This is a genomic window from Janibacter indicus (assembly GCF_900176385.1).
Classification (GTDB): Bacteria; Actinomycetota; Actinomycetes; order Actinomycetales; family Dermatophilaceae; genus Janibacter; species Janibacter indicus.
In genome coordinates, this window is record NZ_FWXN01000005.1 from 266,832 (window position 1) to 288,407 (window position 21,576).

The 21,576-nt window shown below is 66.7% G+C and carries 16 protein-coding genes; 8 read left to right on the top strand and 8 right to left on the bottom strand.

From position 1 onward, the window contains the following. Positions 1-9: 9 nt before the first annotated feature. Together B9B60_RS07930 and B9B60_RS07935 are read right to left on the bottom strand one after the other, a co-directional pair. The gene (locus B9B60_RS07930; protein ID WP_084450712.1) at positions 10-1,674 is read right to left on the bottom strand and encodes an NERD domain-containing protein; all 1,665 of its coding nucleotides are present in this window, start codon (positions 1,672-1,674) and stop codon (positions 10-12) included. A 35-nt stretch (positions 1,675-1,709) separates the two neighbouring features. Then, positions 1,710-3,437: an HNH endonuclease signature motif containing protein gene (locus B9B60_RS07935; RefSeq protein WP_084450714.1), complete on the bottom strand. Its 1,728-nt coding sequence runs from the start codon at positions 3,435-3,437 to the stop codon at positions 1,710-1,712. 199 nt (positions 3,438-3,636) lie between these two features. Here B9B60_RS07935 and B9B60_RS07940 point away from each other — a divergent pair, with 199 nt between their 5' ends. Genes B9B60_RS07940 through B9B60_RS07960 form a run of 5 tightly spaced genes read left to right on the top strand, consistent with a single transcriptional unit; the run spans position 3,637 to position 11,289 of the window. Beyond that, a complete protein-coding gene (locus B9B60_RS07940; protein WP_084450716.1) occupies positions 3,637-5,067 on the top strand; it encodes an ATP-binding protein in 1,431 nt (476 codons plus the stop codon). Beyond that, complete coding sequence (locus B9B60_RS07945) at positions 5,064-7,847, top strand: Z1 domain-containing protein (protein ID WP_084450718.1); 2,784 nt, start codon at positions 5,064-5,066, stop codon at positions 7,845-7,847. Before B9B60_RS07940 ends, B9B60_RS07945 begins: the two co-directional genes overlap by 4 nt. Then, a complete protein-coding gene (locus B9B60_RS07950) occupies positions 7,828-8,814 on the top strand; it encodes a PD-(D/E)XK motif protein (RefSeq protein WP_084450719.1) in 987 nt (328 codons plus the stop codon). Before B9B60_RS07945 ends, B9B60_RS07950 begins: the two co-directional genes overlap by 20 nt. Next, positions 8,811-10,871 carry an AIPR family protein gene (locus B9B60_RS07955; protein ID WP_143445494.1) on the top strand — a complete coding sequence of 687 codons (2,061 nt, stop codon included), beginning with the start codon at positions 8,811-8,813 and terminating at the stop codon, positions 10,869-10,871. Before B9B60_RS07950 ends, B9B60_RS07955 begins: the two co-directional genes overlap by 4 nt. Then, positions 10,861-11,289 (top strand): very short patch repair endonuclease, encoded by a 429-nt coding sequence (locus B9B60_RS07960; RefSeq protein ID WP_234993793.1) that lies wholly within the window; start codon positions 10,861-10,863, stop codon positions 11,287-11,289. Before B9B60_RS07955 ends, B9B60_RS07960 begins: the two co-directional genes overlap by 11 nt. A gap of 19 nt (positions 11,290-11,308) precedes the next feature. Here the strand turns inward: B9B60_RS07960 and B9B60_RS07965 are convergent, their stop codons facing one another. The 5 genes from B9B60_RS07965 to B9B60_RS07985 form a co-directional block, all read right to left on the bottom strand. Then, positions 11,309-12,601: a type II restriction endonuclease gene (locus B9B60_RS07965; protein ID WP_084450723.1), complete on the bottom strand. Its 1,293-nt coding sequence runs from the start codon at positions 12,599-12,601 to the stop codon at positions 11,309-11,311. Positions 12,602-12,626: 25 nt separating this feature from the next. Beyond that, entirely contained in the window at positions 12,627-13,700 is a 1,074-nt protein-coding gene (dcm, locus tag B9B60_RS07970; RefSeq protein WP_200811184.1) for a DNA (cytosine-5-)-methyltransferase, read from the bottom strand. Between the two features lie 173 nt (positions 13,701-13,873). Next, positions 13,874-16,789 carry a vitamin B12-dependent ribonucleotide reductase gene (locus tag B9B60_RS07975; protein ID WP_072624243.1) on the bottom strand — a complete coding sequence of 972 codons (2,916 nt, stop codon included), beginning with the start codon at positions 16,787-16,789 and terminating at the stop codon, positions 13,874-13,876. A 64-nt stretch (positions 16,790-16,853) separates the two neighbouring features. Then, positions 16,854-17,312, bottom strand: a complete 459-nt coding sequence (gene nrdR / locus B9B60_RS07980) for a transcriptional regulator NrdR (protein ID WP_072624242.1) — start codon at positions 17,310-17,312, stop codon at positions 16,854-16,856. Between the two features lie 285 nt (positions 17,313-17,597). Then, entirely contained in the window at positions 17,598-17,984 is a 387-nt protein-coding gene (locus B9B60_RS07985; protein WP_084450727.1) for a LysM peptidoglycan-binding domain-containing protein, read from the bottom strand. A 204-nt stretch (positions 17,985-18,188) separates the two neighbouring features. Here B9B60_RS07985 and lexA point away from each other — a divergent pair, with 204 nt between their 5' ends. Then, the gene (lexA, locus tag B9B60_RS07990; RefSeq protein WP_084450764.1) at positions 18,189-18,938 is read left to right on the top strand and encodes a transcriptional repressor LexA; all 750 of its coding nucleotides are present in this window, start codon (positions 18,189-18,191) and stop codon (positions 18,936-18,938) included. Here the strand turns inward: lexA and B9B60_RS07995 are convergent. Next, the gene (locus B9B60_RS07995) at positions 18,913-19,776 is read right to left on the bottom strand and encodes an NAD-dependent protein deacetylase (RefSeq protein ID WP_084450728.1); all 864 of its coding nucleotides are present in this window, start codon (positions 19,774-19,776) and stop codon (positions 18,913-18,915) included. The two genes, lexA and B9B60_RS07995, sit on opposite strands and share 26 nt — an antisense overlap. A 106-nt stretch (positions 19,777-19,882) precedes the next feature. On the opposite strand from B9B60_RS07995, the gene B9B60_RS08000 reads away from it, so the two are divergent. Together B9B60_RS08000 and B9B60_RS08005 are read left to right on the top strand one after the other, a co-directional pair. After that, positions 19,883-20,518 (top strand): hypothetical protein, encoded by a 636-nt coding sequence (locus B9B60_RS08000; RefSeq protein ID WP_143445495.1) that lies wholly within the window; start codon positions 19,883-19,885, stop codon positions 20,516-20,518. Positions 20,519-20,542: 24 nt separating this feature from the next. Next, positions 20,543-21,457 (top strand): LysR family transcriptional regulator, encoded by a 915-nt coding sequence (locus tag B9B60_RS08005; RefSeq protein WP_084450732.1) that lies wholly within the window; start codon positions 20,543-20,545, stop codon positions 21,455-21,457. Positions 21,458-21,576 lie beyond the last annotated feature (119 nt).

The following is a 21,576-nucleotide window of genomic DNA, read 5'->3' on the forward strand; positions in this document are numbered from 1 at the left end:
GCCGCGATGCTACCCGCTGCCCTCCAGGGCCCGTGCCACCTGCTCGCCGGCTCGGGCGATGACCTCGAGGTCACCCACGACGACGAGTCGGTCGGTGGCCCTCGACAGCCCGACGTAGAGGCGCTCACGGAAGCGGTCGGTGTGACCGGACTCGTTGATGCAGAGCACGACGGCGCGACGTTCCATCCCCTTCGCCCCGAGGACGTGGCCGTAGAAGACGTCCTCGTGGTCCCAGAAGGTGTCCCAGTAGCCGCGCTGCCCGAGCTCGTCCTGGCGCTCGATCTGGACCGGGTGCCGCCGGCCCGTGGTGAGCAGTGCGACATGGCCGGGGTCCCAGCCCTCGTCGAGCAGGACGTCGACCTGGTCGTCGGCGACGTCGAGGGCTGCGGTGGACGGGGACTGGACGAAGACGACGGCGGGACCGTCGCCCCCTTCGAGCCGCATCCGCAGCGGGGCCAGCGGACGGAAGACCTCGGCGATCTGCTTGGTGTTGCGCAGGTTGTGGTCCAGGACGAGGGGCACGAGCGGGACCGGGGGCCGGCCGAAGCGCTGGAAGATGCGCTGGTTCTCGTCGGAGTAGAGGAAGAGCCCGCCCTCCGTCTCGTCGGTGAGGGCGCCGACGAGCGGCTGCCACCACGACTCGGCGAAGTCCTGGGCCTCGTCGACGACGAAGGAGTCGAAGCGCTCCCCCGGCGGCAGCTCCGCGGCGCGCTCGGCCATGAGACGCGGCATGGTCTCCTCCCAGTAGGCGGGGTCCTCGCGGGAGCCCGAGGGCACGCCCCACCGGTTGCCGAGCTCCTCGAAGGTCCCGACGAAGGCCGGGCGCTGCCGGTGCGGCCAGCTCGCGACCTCGCGCTTGAACCAGGTGGCCAGACCGATGGAGTAGCAGAGCAGCGCGACGCGCTCGGACGTGCGACCACGGTGGCCGGCGGTCAGCTGCTTGGCCTGCGTCAGCGCGAGGACGGTCTTGCCACTGCCCGCTCCCCCACGGATCTCGACTCGGCGCAGCAGTCGGGTGACGTCGAGGACGAGCGACTGCTCCTGGGTGAGCCGGTCGGCCCTGGCCTCCCGCTCGTCGGCCTCGTCGGCGACGGTGGGCACGGCGGACGTGCCGCGGGCGGTGAGGATGTCGACGACGACCTCGCAGTCGTCCTCGGTCGGCACCCGGCAGTGGGTCTCGAAGCCGAGCGGGATGTCGGCCAGCCGCGCGGCCAGGTCGTCGAGGTCGCCGCGGTCGTGGATCATCCACCGCGGGCAGTCCGGCAGGTCGAAGTCCAACCCCAGACCGACGAAGGGGGTGACGACCGCGTGCGCGAAGCGCACCTTGCTGCGGGACGAGTCCGCCCACCGGCGGTCCGACTCGACGTACTGCCGGATCGCGTAGCGCGTGTCCCGGGCCTGCCCCACGGGGTCGATCGGCACCCGCTTGCCGTGGCGCCGGATCGTCCACTGCCCGTCGTCGATGCGCACGCCCGTGCCCTTGACCTCGACGGCGACGACCCCGACGTCCGGCATGACGACGACGAGATCGGCCTCGTGGTCCTTTCGGGTGTCGGTCAGGCGCAAGTTGGCGATGAGGGTGTCCTGCGGACGAAGGGAGTCGCGCAGCCGCTCCCACACCACCCGCTCCGACTCGGTCGTGAAGCGCGGGTCGTCAGGGATCAGACGGGGCATGTGGTCAAGGTAGCGACCTCGCCGGCCGCCGTGGCTCAGAAGGGGGCGGGCTGCGAGTAGTCGACCTCCGGCAGGCTCGGCCGGGTGAAGAGGTTGGCCAGCTCCTCGTCCTCGTCGAGGACGTAGGTCGGGCGGCTTGCCCCCTCCACAGGGGGCGAAGGGGGCCGCTCCCCCTCGTCGAGGGAGTGCACCCAGTGCGCCGGATGGGCGCTCGCCGCGACCCCGGTCGGGCTGGTCCACTCGGTGCGGCCGTCCTCGTGGAGGGTGTGCGACCAGCGCGGCGAGTGCTTGAGCCGGTGGTGGTGCCGGCACAGGCCCGACAGGTTGGTCGGGCACGAGGGCCCCTGCGGGTGGGGCACCGCGTGGTCCAGGTCGGCACCGAGACCGGCGCAACCGGCGAGAACCCGACGGTTGCAGCCCCACATCCGGCAGGTCTCATCGCGGGCCGCGACGAACTCGCGCATCGAGTCGGTGACGACGTAGCGGGGGTTGGAGGTCTCGACGAGCACGCCGGTCCGGGCGTCGATGAGGGCTCGCGAGACCTTGGTCTCGAGGCGTGTCGTCAGGGCCGCGACGACGTCGGCCGGGATGAAGCCCACGCCAGGCACCTCGCAACCGCTGATCCACGAGGCCTGTCCTCCCGGGCCGAGCGTCGTCGGCACCTGCGAGGTGATGGCGTCGCCGGCCCACTCCTCCGGCAGCACGTCGACGGCGTCGGGCCCGTCGCCCGTGACGAACCGGCCGCTCACCGCCGTCGGTCCGTGCAGCGCCTCGGCGATCTCCTGCCGGTGGTCGAGGTGCGACTCCTCGCCACGCTGGTCGAGGTGCGACTCCTCGCCACGCTGGTCGAGGTGCGACGAAGGAGCCTCGAGACCCCCTTCGCCCCCTGTGGAGGGGGCGAAGGACAACCGCGACGCCGCGGAGGTGATCACCGGGATGCCGAGCCGCACGCTGGCCTGCACATCGACGCCTCGCAGGGTCAGGTCCGCCAGTGCGTTCGCCCGCGCGGCGCCGGCGGTCAGCTCGGGATCCTCGGCCCGCGCCTCACGAGCGACCTCGTCGACCGCGGCCTGAATCGCGAGGGCCGCTTCGGTGGGCAGGGTCGCGTACATCTCGCTGCAGCCGACCGGCCCCTCGGCGAAGCCGACCTGCAGCAGGTCTCGCCGGTTGCGCTTGGCCTTGCGCTCCAAGACCTCGGGCTCGACGCGGGTGAGCATCCGCCGGATCGCTTTGCGCAGCTCACGGTCGTCGAGGTCACCGGCGCGCACCGTGTCGGGCCGCCCGCGAAGGGAGCCCAGCAGGTGGTCCACGACCTCCGCCACCGCCTCGGCGCTGGCACCGCGGGTCTCCTTGGCGACGATCTCGAGCGACCGCTCGCGCATCCGGCCGGCCGCCACGAGGTCGGCCAGGCTGCTCAGGTCAGTGACCGCTCGGGCCGCGAGGTCGCAGCGGCGTCCGGCCTCGGGAGGACCCGCGCCGACGGCCAGCGCGACCGCCTCGACCGCGAACTCGGCGACCTCGCCTGCGGGCAGGCGCACGGGCCGGTAGACGTGGTCGTCACCAACCTCTTCGCCCCACCGCGCCGCGTGCCCGATCACGGTCAGCGCGAGCGCATCGGCCACACGTCTGAGGCGCTCGGCCGCCTGCAGCATCTCGCCCAGCGATGCCTCGTCAGCCCGCGCGGCCTGCTCCCCCACCCCCTCGCGGACCCGTCCCAGTCCCCTGAAGGACTCCTCCACCACGGCCAGCTCGTCTTCGAACATATGTCCATGGTGTCACCGAGCACCGACAGCGCTTTCAGATTGAGCACGGGCCATGTGCTCCGTTGTCGGACAACGCTGGTTGAATGTGCTCAGTGTCACGGGGAGGTGCCGCGGAGCGGAGCCAGTGACACCAGCGCAAGTCGGATGAATCGGGGATGAATTGGCATCAAACGAGGTCGTCACACCAGAGCCTCAGCTCATGGAATCGATGCGCGCGGTCGGATACACACTAGAAGCGGCGATTGCTGACCTGGTCGACAACTCCATCACGGCTGGGGCCGAAAGAGTGGATCTTCACTTTTCCAGCGAGCCCGTCGACTACGTGGCAATCCTCGACGACGGCTGCGGCATGTCGGAGGACGGAGCACGAGAAGCCATGCGATTGGCAGGGAAGAGCTCCGTTGCCGCCCGCGATGCGCACGACCTCGGGCGATTCGGCCTCGGCCTGAAGACCGCGAGTCTGTCCCAGTGCCGAGACCTTGTCCTCGTGACCAAGGACGAGACCGGGTCCGTCTGCGGCTTCCGCTGGGACCTCGACCATCTGGCGAACGTCGGAGCGTGGGCGTTGATGAAGCTCGACGACCACGAGATCTCCGAACTCCCCCACGTCGCCGACTTCCTCGAACTCGCCACTGGAACCCTCGTGGTCTGGCGAAACCTGGATCAGCTCCGAGCCCAAGTCGACCCCGGCTCCAAAGGACTGGACTCGGCGTTTGCTGGTGTCAAACAGCACCTTGCCTTGGTCTTCCACCGGTTCTTGGCCGGCGAGCACGGCGCGCGGTTCACGATCGCCGTCAACCACGTGGAACTCCAACGCATCGATCCCTTCCTTGCCGACCACCGAGCCACGCAACCAGGGCCACCCGAGTCGTTCGACGTCGAAGGCCAAACCATTCGCGTGCAAGCGTTTACATTGCCGATGATCACGAAGATGTCAGCCAGAGACCGTCAGCGAGCTCAAGTAGCTGGCCGCCTGCGCGACAGCCAAGGCTTCTACATCTACCGCGCCAAACGGCTGGTCATCTGGGGAACGTGGTTTCGCATACTCCCACGCGAGGAGCTCGGCAAACTGGCGCGCGTGAGAGTCGACGTACCCAACAGCCTCGATCACCTGTGGGCCCTCGACATCAAGAAGTCAGCGGCGCAGCCTCCTCCCATCGTCCGTCAGCGGCTGAAGCGGATCGCCGACCGGATCATCATGCCCAGCAAGAGGGTGCACACCTACCGTGCCCGGCCAGCTCCAGGCCAGGACCCGATCACCCACGCTTGGCAACTGATCAGTGACGGCGACGAGTTCCGTTATGAGATCAATCGAGATCACCCGGTGCTCGCAACTCTCGCCGCCCGGCTTGAACCGAGTGACCAAGCCACACTCTCCGCCCTTCTTCGAATCATCGAAGACACCTTCCCCACGCATGACTTGTACAACCGGCTGGGACAAGACGCAGTTGAGTCGACTCCCGCTCCGGACATTCACCGGCTGAGCACCGTAGCCGTCGAAGTCTGGGCTGAGTTCCGTAAGCACCGACCCGACCCGGACGCGTTCATCGCAGCGATGTCGACGACCGAGCCGTTCAACCAACTGGAGGACCCTGTGACCCTTCTCCGACAGGCAGCGGAGGCATCGTGACCGGCGGCACCGCTGACGCAGAAGTTGCTGCGCTCGCCCGAGCCGTGAGCGGGGCTTTGAGCGACGGTTACCACAGCGAGGAAACGCTCGTCGGACTCATCAACTCGCTGCGCCCGATCTTGGCGCCGACAGCTGCTGACGAACAGATCGCACACCTCTCAAAACAGCTCCGAGGCCAGCTCAACATCGACTTCGACCTCGGTGAAGCGATCACGAGCAAAGACTTCGTGTCCTGGCTGCCGGACCGCAAACCCACCATCGAGTGGTCACGATGGAAGACGTACAAGCAGTGGATGCTGAACCAGGGCAGGTCACCCAAGGTCATGGACACCATGGATCAGCTGACGGATCAGATCCTCGATTTCGTGGGCGATCCGACCAAGGAAGGCCAGTGGTCACGGCGCGGGCTCGTCATCGGCGACGTCCAGTCCGGCAAGACGGCGACCTACCTGGGACTGTTCAACAAGGCTGCCGATGCCGGATATCGGCTCATCATCGTGCTCGCGGGAAACACCGAGTCGCTTCGCCAGCAGACCCAGTCCAGGGTGGACGAGGGGTTCATCGGACGCGACTCGGGAACGTTGAAGCCACGCCCAGGCGTCGCTGCCACCCCGACCAAACGCATCGGTGTCGGGCTCTTGGGATCTGGGTTTTCGACCGCGCAAGGGATGACGACCGTCGTCCAGGACTTCCGCAGGTCCAGCCAGCAGGCGACGAACATCACCGTCGACAGACATACTGCCGAACCGCACATCTTCGTCGTCAAGAAGAACAAGAGCGTGCTGAAGGCCCTCCACGACTGGCTTCAACAGCAGGCGGCCGGCCATGGTCGGATCGACGTCCCACTACTGCTCCTTGACGATGAATCCGACTACGCGTCCGTGAACACGAAGGATGAGCACAACCCAACCGCTATCAACAAGGGAATCAGAGCGATCCTCGATTCCTTCACCCGCAGCTCGTACCTCGCGTTCACGGCGACTCCCTTCGCCAACATCTTCATCGACCACGGGGCCGCGGACGACCTGTTCCCACGGGACTTCGTGTACAGCCTGGACGCTCCATCCAACTACGTAGGCGCCGAAAGGGTGTTCGGCAGTGCGGGCAAAGCCCCGAACACCGAGCACACGATGGACCTGTCCGACGCTGGTGCATACTTCCCGACGAAGCACAAGTCGGACCACGTCGTCACTGACCTACCGGAGAGCCTCCGACAAGCCGTACGAGTTTTCCTGTTGGGCAACGCTATTCGCGATATTCGTGGAGACTTGGGGGCGCGTTCGATGCTCATCAACGTCTCCCGATTCAGGTACGTCCAGCGTCAGGTCTTCGACCTGGTCGAGAGCTACACGATCCAGATGCGGCAAGCGATCGAGCTCCACAGTGCGGCATTTTCGAGAGGTGCCCACAACGCAGACCTCAGCGCGATGCAGGAGACCTTCGAAGACGTCTACGCCAGTGCAGGCACCACGTGGGCACAGGTCCTGGATCGACTGGCGTCTGCCACAGCAGACGTCCGAGTGGAACTGCACAACTCCGACCGCGACCAGTCTCTGGCTGAAGAGGAGGTCTTCTGGGATCGACCGTCCCGACTCATTGCGGTGGGTGGCGATGTCCTGAGCCGAGGGTTGACCCTCGAGGGACTGATGGTCAGCTACTTCTATCGCAGCGTCGGGGCCTTCGACACCCTCATGCAGATGGCGCGGTGGTTCGGATACCGCGACGGCTACGAAGACCTGTGTCGTATCTGGATCGCCGACGAGGTCGCAGCCGACTACCGGTTCGTCGACGAGGCGGTGCGGGAACTACGTGACGACCTGATCGTGATGAAGCAGCAGAAGCGGACACCGGAGGACTTCGGCATCGCGATCCGTAAGCACCCGGGCACGCTCTTGGTGACGGCCAGGAACAAGATGAAGTCAGCGGCCGTCATGCCAAAATCAGTCAGCCTGTCAGGCCGCCGCATCGAAAGCACCAAGTTGTCCCTAGACACCAAGGACCTGACGAACAACCGGGAGGCGTTCGAACGTCTTCTCGACACCCTCGGGGCCCCGGACGAGGACCCCGGACGCCGGCACCACCGGTGGCAGGGGGTCCCCAAGGATGCCGTCGCAGACTTCTTGGACGCCTTCCGCGCGGATCAGAGCGACCCCTTGTGGAAGATCTCCCCACGGCCGCCTCTCCCGGGACGGGACCACAGCCCTTCCCACCTGGGCGAATTCGCTCGCTCTGCCAAGAGCCCTGCCTATCAGACGTGGGATGTGGTCCTGATGAGCGGGCACCGGACCGATGCCTCGCTGGTGGCGCGTCCAAGCCTGACCTATTGGAAGGTCTCACGAAAGGTGGCGATCACTGCGAGTGGTCGGGTGCTCATCTCCGGGACCAGTAGCCGCTTGGCGGGAAGCTCAGACCTCACCCAGTTGCTCACCCCCGAAGAGCAACAGCAAGCAGAGGCTGCATACCTGGCCACAAAGGATGACACTAGGAACATCCCGGAGAGCGCGTACTACAACTCGCTCGCCCGGCCGGCGCTGCTCCTGTACCCCCTGGCTGCGGCCCCAGAGCTCCCCAACGACTTCGATGATGCTGCGACTCGCTCGAGGGCACTCTCGCTCAAGGCGGCTCTCGAGGACGCGGTCGCTGTGGCAGTGAAGCTGGCCATTCCCGGCAGCCCTGCAGACGTGTCCAACAACAACGGCGATGCAGAGTACGTGATCAACACCGTGGCCCAGGAGAGTTGGCTGGCCGAACTGGGGACAGATGACGATGTTGACGGCTGAGACGGTTGAGGACTGGCAGTCCATCGTCGAGGGCAAGTCGGCTGCGAAGCGCTACTTCGATCCCGACCACCCCTTGGACCTGCTCTACGGCGCAGACCCGGGGGGACGACCGGTGTTCATCATCGTTACTCCGTCAGAGCCCGACGAGGTCACTGTCTCCCGGGACATCACCACGACGAAGGGGCAGCGGTCCGATGGTCGGTGGGTGCTCACCCTGCGTCTTGATGACGGCACTCTGTTTACGTCCTTCTCTCGGCTCTGTCTGGACCTGGTCGCCAGATCAAGGGGCGCCCGCTCTCCAGAAGAGTCCATAGAGACCCTTCTGAGGGTGTTGGATGAATGGAAGGTCCTTCTGCGCCGCTACCGCCCCCGCCGTCTGGACCTTGCAAAACTTCGGGGCCTCGTCGCGGAGTTGTGGTATGGATTCACCATCCTGCTGGAGGACCACCCCGCTTCGAGTGTCGCCCAGAGTTGGGTCGGGCCAACCGGAGCGCCCCAAGACTTCGCGTTCTTGGATGGCCAGCTGTGCGAGGTAAAGGCTCGACGCCCGAGCAAGCGAACCGTCGAGGTCGCATCCGTGGCTCAGCTCGACCCGAAGGGCAAGCCGATGACACTGGGTGTCGTCCTTCTGGACGACTGCTCCCCTGAGGCCGTCGGCGCCATCACGCTCATTTCCCTGTTGTCACACGTTCGGTCACTGCCCCAACTTGGCTTCGAGGGAAGGTCCCACGTTGACAACCACATTCGTGAGCTGGGCGTTGACGAGACGGACACGTACTACGCCGACACCGCGTTCCTCGTGTTGGGCTTCCAGACGTTCGATGTCAACCCCGACTTTCCCAGTATCCGATCGAGCACCCTTGACGGCTTGCCGGTGTCGAATGTCCGCTACGACTTGGCTATCGAGCCCCTGAAGCCACATCTTCTCCAGGAAGTCACCTATGCAGACGAAGGGGGTCCGGCGTGAGCGGATTTCGAGATGACCTACTCAACTCAGTGAGAATGAGGGCAGAGCTCGACGGAGAGTTCACTCGAACCGCATTCATTCAAGAAGTCGCCGACCGACTCTCGGATGCGGAACTGGTCGACAACCTCGTTCCAGCCCATTTCGACGGTGTCGGAGGCAATCGCAAGAGACTCCGCGTTGACGGGTATGACCTCGGCGACGCCGATGACTCGGTCGTGCTCGCCGTGGCGATCTTCAACGACGATGACCAAACGACCAATGTGACTGCCACTGAGGTCGCGAAGGCACTCGGAGCGCTCGAAAGCTTCCTCCACGATGCTGTCAACGAAACCTTCGAGGTCGATCGCGAGCCGAGTGACCCGGCCGTCCAACTCGCCGTCGACCTCCGGCATCGGGGCGCCAGCGTCACTCGCTACCGGCTGTACCTCGTCTGCGACTCGCCACTGAGCGCGAGTGTGAAGCACCTCCCCTCGTCCGAACTCAACGGTATCCCCATCGACTTCCATGTCTGGGATATCAACCGGTTCGAACAGCTCCAGACGTCCAGCCAAGGGCGTGAGGAGCTTCAGATCTCACTGCGCGAGTGGTTGCCGCAAGGCCTGCAGGCACTTCGCGTCGAAGGGGACTCCGGGTTCGAAACCTATATGGCAGCAGTCCCCGGCTCGGTGTTGGCCGACCTCTACGGTCGGCACGGAAGCAGGCTCCTCGAAAGCAACGTCCGGGCCTTCCTCCAGGGACGCGGCAAGGTCAACAAGGGGATCAAGACCACGATCTTGTCCGAGCCCGACATGTTCCTCGCCTACAACAACGGCGTGACCGCCACCGCCACCGGTGTGGAAGTGGACTCTTTCGGTCGGATCTTGGGCATTACGGACCTGCAGATCGTCAACGGTGGCCAGACGACGGCCTCGCTGTTCTACGTTCGGCGAGACTCATCACCGAAACCCGACATCTCCAAGGTTCACGTGCAGATGAAGCTCGTGGTGGTCGACGAGGAGCGGGCCAAGGAACTCGTCCCCTCGATCTCTCGGTACGCCAACAGCCAGAACAAGGTGAGCGAGGCGGACTTCTTCTCCAACAGCCCCTTCCACGTCCGTCTGGAGAATCTTTCACGGCGACTCCTGGCACCCGCACGACCGGGGATCCACTTTCAGACACGGTGGTTCTACGAGAGGACGCGAGGGCAGTACCAGAACGAGAAGGCGAAGCTCACGCCGGCCGAGCAGAAGAAGTTCGATGCATCCAATCCACGCAGCCAGGTGATCACGAAGACGGACGCCGCAAAGTACGAGGTGTCCTGGGGCCAGCAACCCCACATGGTCAGTGCCGGCGCGCAGAAGAACTTCGTGGCCTTCGCTGAGTCCGTCGCCAAGAAGTGGGCAACTTCGGATGCCGAGTTCAACGAGGCCTACTTCAAGGGGCTTGTGGCAAAGGCCATCCTCTTTCAGGCCATTCGTGGGCGAGTCGCCAAGTCGGACTGGTACCAGAGCGGCTACCTGGCCAACATCGTCACATACGCGATGGCGAAGGTCGCGCACGAGGTACAGCGTCAGGCACCCTCACAGCGGATGAACTTCGACATCATCTGGCGGCAGCAGTCCGCCCCGGACGTCGTGCTCTCCACGTTCCTCGACGCCGCCTACCTGGCCTTCGAGGCACTCACCGCCGAGCGGCGGCCGGTACAGAACGTCACCGAGTGGGCCAAGCGCAGTCAGTGCTGGGACGTCGTCAAGGCCATGCCCATGCGGCTCGAGGATGACTTCGTGGACACCCTCGTCTCTGCATCGGCCGTCCGTGAAGACGCTGTTGCAGCAAGGAAGACTCAGAAGATCGACAATTCGATCCAGGTGCAGGCCGCAGTCTTTGAGATCCCGACAACGACGTGGCAGAGCATCCGAGAGTTCAGCCTCGCGAACAGGCTATTGAGTCCGACGGATGCCAGCATCCTCGACCTCGTGACCGGAAGAAAGTCGGGATTCCCGTCGGAACGACAGAGCGCGCGTCTCTTGGCGGTCCTGCAAAAGGCCAAGGACCACGGGTTCGTCGGTGTCGACTGAGAAGAGGGAACCGGTCCGGTCCGCACCGACAGCCGACCTGAGCGCCCGGTTCTCCCGACAACGGCGGGAGGGCACCTCTCCGGAGTTGGCCCTACGACATGAACTGCACCGCAGAGGCTTCCGTTACCGCGTTCAGTTCAAGGTTGATGGTCTCCCCCGCCGCCGGGTGGACATCGCCTTCCCGAAGCGACAACTCGCAGTGTTCGTCGACGGTTGCTTCTGGCACGGCTGCCCCGAGCACTGCGTGATCCCGAAGTCCAACCGCGACTGGTGGCTCTGGAAGTTCGACGTCAACGCCCGCCGCGACGCGGACACCGACCGACGGCTGGTCGACCTCGGATGGTCCGTGGCGCGCGTCTGGGAACACGTCGACGTCCAAGAGGCGGCCGACACGGTCGAGGCGGCACTCCAAGGGTGACCAGCCGGAGGGCTGCGCCTCACCGAAGAGCGATACCTGAGCCTTCCAGTTCACGCTGACGATCCAGAGTCTGCCCGATGAACGCCTGCACGGTCATCATCTCGCCAACAAGTGAGGAGTCGTAGCACTCGTTCATGACGGGCTCGGGAACCACGGGGACCACGTCGTTGTGCGCCATCGCGTTAAGGATCTCGGCGTTGAGCTCTCGATCCATGGTCGCCAGGTGTCGAACCCTGATCCGGGGGGCTTCTGCGACCACCTGCATCCAGCGTTCCTTGGTGGTGGTCTTGGCACCGAGGAAGGTCAGCAAGCCGTCGGGCACATCTGCGTCGCCGTATGCACCACTACCCGGGAACAGGAAGTCCGGCTTGGACCCATCGGGAAGTCGTTTGGTCATCCGAGCGAAAACGAGGCCGTGCGCCTCGAAGACAGCCGCGAGATGGTGCTCGAAGGTGTATCCAGCCCGTGAGTACCTACTGTTCATGTGCTTCTTGGCCAGGTCGAAGAAGGTGTCGATGTCGATCGCCGACTTCCCGACGAAAGCCTGATCCAGCACGGGCTGCAGCACATGCTTCTCGAAGCCGAAGAACATCTCCGTTGAGAACGCGTACCAGTCATTGAGCGCTAGGTCGGGGTTATCCACCGCACTTGAGGTGTCACAGAGTCGTCTGGTGAAGGCAGCGAACTCTTGAGTGGTCGGCATCGTGCCTCGTGAGCCGAACCGCTCGATCACGCGATCGAGAGCTGCGGCGTTGCGCACCTCGATCGAGAGCCCGAGGACTGTGAGGAGGTCGGCGTCCTCGACCGAGAGGTCGCGATCAGACGCTTGCCCCAGGTCGCCAAGAGCGAAGGTTCGCTGGCCGGTGGAGTCCTCAGCAGAGCGAAGGTTTGTCCCGATGAGCCGGTCGAGCTGCAAAGCGACGGGCGCTCCCCCTTCGGCCACGACCACAAGGAGTCGATCCTCCGCCTCGCGGCGCAACACCCAGCACCAGTCGCCCTCGCGCGCAGCCTGCATCACCACGCTGGATGCCGGGTAGACGAGCCTGAATTCAGGTGATCGATTCGGCTGCCGTTCCCTCGCGTCGTAGTAGGTCGCTGTCAGGTCCTCAGACTCGTAGGCGCCGTCAGCGAAGGCGCCGTCAAAGCGCACGTACGTGCACGGAAAGACGCAGCGTTCGCCACCGAGGAAGGAGCGCATGGCGGCCGACGTGTTCAACTCGTGCTGGTTGGACCTGCCCTCCCCGATGCAATCGACAATCGTGAGCTGCTTGAATCCAACACCCGCCACCTGCTCGGCGATGCGTCCATCCATGTCTCCCCCCTCTGTGCAGTTTCGTTCAGCCGGCGAGCTGCTCCGTGTCGGGCTGCTGGTGCCAGTCGATCCCTGCTGCTTGCGCCTGCTCCACCACGATCTCGATCTGCCGGGCTACAGCGCTGGCGACCTTGGGCACGACGGCATTCCCGAACTGGCGATACGCCTGCGTGTCGGAGACCACGATGTCGAGCCGGTCCATCGGGAAGCCCATGAGGAGGCCAGCCTCACGGGGAGTCAGGCGCCGGGGATTGCGACCGCCGCCCTGACGGATGAGGATCTCGGAGCCGTCCTTGTGGTACCTGGCCGAAAGGGTCCTGCTGACGCCATCGTGGTCGGGGAGCCCGAAACCGAATCCGTTGCCCTTTGCCTTGTGCTTGAGCGCGTAGTTCTGCAGGTACTGCCACAGCTTGTTGCTGAGGGTGTACTTCGGATCGACATCCTTCTCCAAGATGTCCTTGAGCCGGTGCCCCCCGGGCCCCGTGGGGTACTCGAACGGCACCCCGTCCGGGAAGACCTCGCCGAAGACGTCGCGACGGAAGCACACGATAAAGATGCGCTCCCGGTGCTGAGGGACCCAGCCAGCTGCGTCGAGGATCTGGTGGTGCACCTCGTACCCCAGCTCCTCGAGTGTCTCGTGGATGACGCGCCAGGTCGTGCCGCGGTCGTGGGAGCGGAGGTTCTTCACGTTCTCGAGGAGCAGGATCGACGGCTGCTTGGCACGGACGACGTCAGCCAGTGCGAAGAAGAGGTTGCCCTGCTTCACGTCCGCGAACCCGTGCGCCCGCCCCAGGGAGATCTTCTTCGAGACTCCGGCGATCGAGAAGGGCTGGCACGGAAAGCCCGCAGCAAGGATGTCGTGATCCGGGATCGAGTCCGGGTCGATCTGGGTGATGTCGCCGGCAGGGCGCTCACCGTGCCAGGCCTCGTAGGTCTGCTGCGCGAACTTGTCCCACTCGGAGGAGAAGACGCACTCCCCGCCGATCGACTCGAGGCCGATACGAAGGCCCCCGATCCCCGCGAAGAGGTCGATGAACTCGAATGCGGGGGGCTCTTGCTCAGTCATCTCGGGGTCCTGTCTCACAGATCCGGGCGCCACGTGTCACTGGTGGCTGTGTGTTCAACAAACTTGGCACTGCCTGGACCCCCGCACCACGCCCCACACCGAAGATCGGCGGAACTGTGGATAAGGCAGCGATGGCATCGGGGGGTGTGGAGGAGGGGCTGGCCGGGATCGGCCAGCCCCTCCCCTTCGTCAGCTACTGCAGCAGATCAGCTGCAGCCGCTGGTGGAGCCGCAACCCTCGCAGACGTAGCAGGAGCCGGCGGGACGCATCTTGGTGCCGCAGGTCATGCACATCGGGGCGTCGGCGGTCTTGCCCTGGAACTTCTCGAGCAGCTCGGCCGAGGAGTGGACCGTGGCGTCGACCTCGCGGACGGAGGCGGCACCGGAACCGGTGTGGTCAGCGGACTCCTCCTCGGAGGTGGCGACGGCGGCCGCGGGCGACTCCTTGGCCTCCTTGACCTCCGAAGTGGCGGCCGACTGGCTGAAGGACTCGTCATAGTCGCTGTCGTCGTCGGACGACTCCGGGGCGTAGGAGCCCGTCTCGAGCTGGCGAGCACGCTCCTCGGCGGTGTGGATGCCCATGAAGGACCGGGTGTCGAAGTCCAGGTAGTCCAGCGCCAGGCGACGGAAGACGTAGTCCATGATCGACTGCGCCATCCGCACGTCCGGGTCGTCCGTCATGCCGGCCGGCTCGAAGCGCAGGTTGGTGAACTTCTCGACGTAGGTCTCCAGCGGCACACCGTGCTGCAGCGCGATCGAGATCGCGATGGAGAAGGCGTCCATCAGACCGGCCAGGGTCGAGCCCTGCTTGCCGAACTTCAGGAAGATCTCGCCGAGCTCACCGTCGTCGTAGGTGCCGGCGGTGAGGTAGCCCTCCGCGCCACCCACGGCGAAGCTCGTGGTCTGCGAGGTGCGGCGCTTGGGCAGGCGGCGACGCAGCGGGCGGTACTCGACGACCTTCTCGGTCTCGACCGCAGCAGCCTCGGCACCAGCCTTGGCGTCCTTGGCGGTGGAGCCACCGTCGGACAGCGGCTGGCCGACCTTGCAGTTGTCGCGGTAGACGGCGAGCGCCTTGAGGCCGAGCTTCCAGCCCTGGACGTAGACGTCCTCGATCTCCTCGACCGTGGCCGACTCCGGCAGGTTGACCGTCTTGGAGATCGCGCCGGAGAGGAAGGGCTGAACGGCAGCCATCATCCGCACGTGACCCATCGGGGCGATGGCCCGCGCGCCCATGGCGGTGTCGAAGACCTCGTAGTGCTCGGGCTTGAGGCCCGGCGCGTCGATGACGTGACCCTTGTCGGCGATGAACTCGACGATCGCCTCGATGGTCTCCTCGGCGTAGCCGAGCTTCTTCAGCGCGCGCGGGATCGTCAGGTTGACGATCTGCATCGAGCCGCCGCCGACGAGCTTCTTGAACTTCACCAGCGAGAAGTCGGGCTCGATGCCGGTGGTGTCGCAGTCCATCATGAAGCCGATGGTCCCGGTGGGGGCGAGCACCGAGGCCTGGGCGTTGCGGTAGCCGTTCTTCTCACCCGTCTTGACGACCGCGTCCCAGGCCTTCGTGGCGAAGGCGTGGATGTCCTTGTCCATGGTGTGCATGGTGCGGATCTGGTCGTTGGCCGCCTGGTGCTTGCGCATGACGCGCTTGTGCGCGTCGGCGTTGCGGGCGTAGCCGTTGTACGGGCCGACGATGCCGGCGAGCTCCGCGGAGCGCTTGTAGGACGCACCGGTGAGCAGCGAGGTGATCGCCGCGGCCAGCGCACGGCCGCCGTCGGAGTCGTAGCCGTGACCGGTCGCCATGAGCAGGGCGCCGAGGTTGGCGTAGCCGATGCCCAGCTGGCGGTAGTCACGCGTGGTCTCGCCGATCGACTCGGTCGGGAAGTCCGCGAAGCAGATCGAGATGTCCATCGCGGTGATGACCAGCTCGGCGACGGCCTGGAAGCGCTCGGCGTCGAAGGTGTCGTCGTCCCCCAGGAACTTCAGCAGGTTGAGCGAGGCCAGGTTGCACGAGGAGTTGTCGAGCGACATGTACTCGCTGCACGGGTTGGACGCGGTGATCCGACCGGTCTCGGGGTTGGTGTGCCAGTCGTTGATCGTGCCGTCGTACTGGATGCCCGGGTCGGCGCACTCCCACGCGGCGGTCGCGATCTTCTTCATCAGCTGGCGCGCGTCGACGGTCTCGATGACCGAGCCGTCCTTGCGCGAGGTCAGACCGAAGTCGGTGCCCTCCTCGACCGCACGCATGAACTCGTCGGTGACCCGAACGGAGTTGTTGGCGTTCTGGTACTGGACGGAGGTGATGTCGGCGCCACCGAGGTCCATGTCGAAGCCGGCGTCACGCAGGGCGCGGATCTTGTCCTCCTCGCGCGCCTTGGTCTCGACGAACTCCTCGATGTCCGGGTGGTCGACGTCCAGGACGACCATCTTGGCCGCGCGACGGGTGGCGCCACCGGACTTGATGGTGCCGGCGGAGGCGTCGGCACCGCGCATGAAGGAGACCGGGCCGGAGGCGGTGCCGCCGGAGGAGAGCAGCTCCTTGGAGGAGCGGATGCGGGAGAGGTTGAGGCCGGCGCCGGAGCCGCCCTTGAAGATGAAGCCTTCCTCCTTGTACCAGTTGAGGATCGAGTCCATCGAGTCGTCGACCGAGAGGATGAAGCAGGCGCTGACCTGCTGCGGGCTCGCGGTGCCGACGTTGAACCACACGGGCGAGTTGAAGCTGAAGATCTGGTGCAGCAGCGCGTAGGTCAGCTCGTGCTCGAAGATCTCCGCGTCGGCGGGCGTCGCGAAGTAGCCGTGCTCCTTGCCCGCCTTGACGTAGGTCAGGACGACGCGGTCGATCAGCTGCTTGAGGCCGGCCTCACGCTCCGGGGAACCCACCGCGCCGCGGAAGTACTTCGTCGTGACGATCGTCGAGGCGTTGACCGACCAGAAGTCGGGGAACTCGACGCCGCGCTGCTCGAAGATCGTCGCGCCCGTCTTCCAGTTCTGCTGGACGACGTCGCGCTTCTCCCAGGTCACCTCGTCGTAGGGGTGGACGCCCTCGGTGGTGTGGATGCGCTTGATCGTCAGGCCCTTGGTGCGGGACCCGCGACGGGCGCTCGGCTTGCCGGCGGTCTCGGTCATGCTGCTTCTCCTCGATCCGTGTGGTGACGGTCTGCTGCTGGTCGGTGTGGAGTGCTGGTCTGGTCTAGGGAGCGGGCGCGTGCTCGGCGCGCAGCCGCTCGATGGCGGTCTCGAAGTCCTCCAGCGAGTCGAAGGACTGGTAGACCGACGCGAAGCGCAGGTAGGCGACCTCGTCGAGCTCGCGCAGCGGCGGCAGGATCGCCATGCCCACCTCGTGGGCGTCGATCTCGGCGCTGCCCTGCGAGCGGATGCTCTCCTCCACGCGCTGGGCGAGGATGGCGAGCTGGTCCTCGGTGACCGGTCGGCCCTGGCAGGCCTTGCGGACACCGGCGAGCACCTTGGCCCGGCTGAAGGGCTCCGCCGCACCGGACCGCTTGGTCACGGTCAGGCTGGCGCTCTCCAGGGTGGTGAAGCGCCGGCTGCACTCGGGGCACTGACGGCGGCGCCGGATGGCGCTGCCGTCCTCGGTCGTGCGGCTGTCGATGACCCGGGAGTCGGTGTGACGGCAGAACGGGCAGTGCATGCCTACTCCCTTCGATCGACGCCGTCCTGTGGACGGTGCGGTGGACAGATCTGGGGACGAAACCCCATTTCCTGTGGAGAACCGGCCTCATCCTGTGCACTAGATGTGGACGAATGACAACGGTGTAACCACTAGATGTAGTGACCATTAGAAACCCTTGTGAGCCGCGACGCAAGTCCCCCGGCAGGTCGGTCGACGAACGGCACATCGGCCGCCTCCACGCGCTGTGGAGACGGCCGATGGCGGGCCCGGGCTGGGTCGAAGAGCCCGGGAGTCAGGGGCGCCTCAGGGCGCGGGGATGGTCAGCGTCTGACCGGCGTGCACGTGGCTCGAGGGCAGGTCGTTGGCCAGCTGGATGCGGGTGACGGCCTCACGGGTGGGCACGTCGGACAGCTCGGTGGCGGCGATCTGACCCAGGGTCTGCCCGGGCTCGACCGTCACGGTCTGCGGCGTGGCGGCCGGGCCGCCGAAGGCCATCGTCGCGCCGGCGATGCTCGCGACGAGCACGGTCGTGGTCGTGATGGCCAGGCGCCCACGACGGGTCAGGCGAAGGGAGGCCGGCGCACGGCCGGTGACCGCGTCACCCGTCGGCACGGAGACGAGGTGACGGGAGCGTGCCGGCCGGCCGGAGCGCACGTCGATGCGGACGGGGGCGGCGGTGAGAGCGGTCATGCGGTCCTCCTCGTGGCGGCTCTGTCGAACCGGTGTTCGATAGAACGTCTGTACGATGTCTAGCACGGCTGTTCGAAAGAAATCAACAACACGCTCGAACATGTGTTTGAAATACGTGTTCGACCGGCCTACTGTCGGTCACACCGAGAAGTTGACCAGCGACCACCGACAACGGTGTCGCGGCAGACGGACGAAGGGGTCGAGATGGGCGACGAGGACAACATCCACCAGCTCCCGCAGCGGGACACCGGCGACGGGCTGACGGTGCGCCAGCGCAAGGTGCTCGAGGTGATCCGCAATGCCGTCGCCACCCGTGGTTACCCGCCGAGCCTGCGCGAGATCGGTGAGCTCGTCGGGCTGACCTCCCCCAGCTCTGTCGCCCACCAGCTCTCCTCCCTCGAGCGCAAGGGCTACCTGCGGCGCGACCCCAACCGCCCCCGCGCCATCGAGGTCATCTCCCCCGACGGCGCGCCGACGTCGACCGAGCCCGCCGCGGTCGCCGACATGGCCGGCATGCGTGGTGGCGCGAGCGCCGACGACGAGGTCGTCGACCCGACCGGCTCCGGCGACGAGCGCCCCGAGGCGAGCTATGTCCCCGTCCTGGGCCAGATCGCCGCCGGCGTCCCGATCACCGCCGAGGAGGTCGTCGACGACGTCTTCCCGCTGCCCAAGCAGATCGTCGGCGAGGGCTCGCTCTTCCTGCTCAAGGTCGTCGGCGACTCGATGATCGACGCGGCGATCTGCGACGGCGACTGGGTCGTGGTGCGGCAGCAGCCGAGCGCCGACAACGGCGACATCGTCGCCGCGATGCTCGACAACGAGGCCACCGTCAAGACCTTCAAGCGCAAGGACGGCCACGTGTGGCTGCTCCCCCACAACCCCGCCTTCGACCCCATCGACGGCGACCACGCGACGATCCTTGGCAAGGTCACCGCGGTGCTGCGGCGCCTCTGACCCCCACCTCCACGACGTCGACGAGGGAGCGAAGGGAGTCCCCCAGCTCCCCGTCGACGCGGTGGTCGACGAGGTCGTCACCCCGGGTCGGTCCCCGGGTGATCAGCGAGACCGGGATCCCGCGCCTGGCCGCGTGCCTGACAAACCGCAGCCCCGACATCACCTGCAGCGAGCTGCCGAGGACGAGCAGGCTCGGCGCCGCGTCCACGAGATCGAAGCAGTGCTGGACGAGCGGCTTGGCGACCGCCCCGCCGAAGAAGACGACGTCCGGCTTGAGTGTGTCCGCACCGCACTGATCGCACGCCGGCGCGACGAAGCGCTCGACGTCGACCGCGTCCAGGCGCACGTCGCCGTCGGGCCGGATCTCGTCGCTGTCGACGTCGAAGCCGGGGTTCTGCGCAGCCATCCGCGCGTCGAGCGTCGGCCGGTCGATGCGTGCGCCGCACGTCAGGCAGACGACCTCGACGAGGTTGCCGTGCAGCTCGACGACATCGCGCGTGCCGGCGGCCTGGTGCAGGCCGTCGACATTCTGCGTGATGAGCGGTCCGACCGCGCCGAGCTCCTGCAGTCGGGTCACGAGGTGGTGCGCTGCATTGGGCCGGGCCGCGTGGAAGCGTCTCCAGCCGACGAAGCTGCGTGCCCAGTAGCGCTGCCGCGCCTGGCTGCTCCCGACGAACTCGGACAGGTGCATCGGCGTCACCCGGCGGGTGCCGTCTGGCCCGCGGTAGTCGGGGATGCCGCTGTCGGTGGACATGCCCGCGCCGGTGAGCACGAGCGCCGGGCCAGCGCACAGCACGGCTGCAATCTGCTCCGTGACCGCCTCGGACGCATCTGCCATGGACCGATCGTAGGTCGGCGCGACAGACCGGTGGAACCAGCCGCCCCCGGCCGACGTCGCAGTCCACGAGGATGGTCACCACCACCCGCCGCCGGAAGGACCCGTCGTGCGACTCCCCCTTCGTGCCGTGTCACACGTCGCCGCCACCGGGCTGCTCGCCGCGTGCGCTCAGACCACGGCCGATCCGCGATCGACGTCCCCGAGCTCCTCCCTGTCGACGGCCATGCCGACGTCGGTACCGGCGGCGAAGGGAGAGGTCACGGCCCTGGCGATGGTCATCGAGAAGGACGACGGCCCGCAAGCCTGCCTCGGCGGCGTCCAGGAGTCGCTGCCACCGCAGTGCGACGGTCCGCGGCTCGAGGGGTTCCAGTGGTCGGACGTCACCTCGGACGAAGCGAGCGGCGTGAAGTGGGCGCAGCCTGTGCGGGTGACGGGCACCTGGGACGGCACGACATTGACGCTCACGGAGCCGGCCGCTGACGAGGCGCGCCCCGACACCACCGCCGGTCCCGCCCCACGGACCACGTGCGACGACGCCGAGCGCATCCACGACGAGATCTGGCGGGACGAGGACTCCCTGCCGCCGGGTGCGCTGTCCGGCTACCCCGGCTCGGGCTGCGTCGAGCTCTTCGTCACCTACGACGACGGCTCGATCCAGCGCGCCCTGGACGCGAAGTACGGCGACGGCGTGGTCGTCCAGTCGGCGCTGCGGCCCGTCGGCTCGGGCTCGTCCACCGGCTGAGGCTCCACGACCTACCATGGGTGCATGATCGACGCCGCTGGGCTGCGCGTGATGCGGGCCATCGCCGAGGAGGGCAGCTTCACCGCCGCTGCCCTCGCGCTCGGTTACTCGCAGCCGGCGGTCTCGCAGATGGTCAAGCGCCTCGAGCAGCGCACCGGCACCGTCCTCGTCGAAAAGGTCGGTCGCTCCGTCCGGCTCACCGAGGCCGGGGCCGTCCTGGCCCGCCACGCCACCCCGGTCCTCGCCGCGCTCGACGCCGCCGAGGAGGAGGTCGCGGCCATCGCCGGGCTGCGGTCCGGGCGGGTGCGCCTCATGGCCTTCCCCTCGTCATCGGTCACGCTCGTCCCCCGTGCGCTGGCCGCAGTGCGCGCCGAGCACCCGGACCTGTCCGTGCAGTTCACCGAGGCCGAGCCGCCGGAGTCGCTCGCGGCCCTGCGGGCCGGCGAGGTCGACCTCGCCGTCGCCTTCTCCTACGACGGCAGCGAGCTGGCCCGGGGCGAGGACCTCGAGGGCTTCGTCGTGCACCCGCTGCTCGACGAGGAGGTGCGTGTGGCCCTGCCGCGCCACCACCCGCTCGCCGGTCAGGAGGTCGTCTCGATGACCGACCTCACCGACGACGAGTGGATCGCCGGCTGCGCCCGCTGCCGTGGCCACCTGCTCAAGATCGCCCACGACGCGGGCTTCGCCCCCAAGGTCGCCTTCGAGACCGAGGACTACGTCGCGGTGCAGGGTTTCGTGGCTGCGGGCCTGGGCGTCGCGCTGATCCCCGACCTCATCCGGGCCGCGACCTCCAACGACGACGTCGTCATCCGACCTCTCGACCCCCAGACCCGGCGCCGGATCCATGTCGTGACGACCGACGACCTGCTCAAGGTGCCGGCGGTCGCGACGACGCTCGAAGCGCTCACCGCCTCGGCGCGCCTCTCCGGACCGGCCTAGACCACCGCGCCGCCACCGGCTAGCTGTACTGACCCGCCAGGTTGGGTACGCGGTGTGCGGGTGAGGCGCCTTTGAGTGCGGTGTGGCCGCGGTCGTGATTGTAGGTGTGGAGGAAGTCG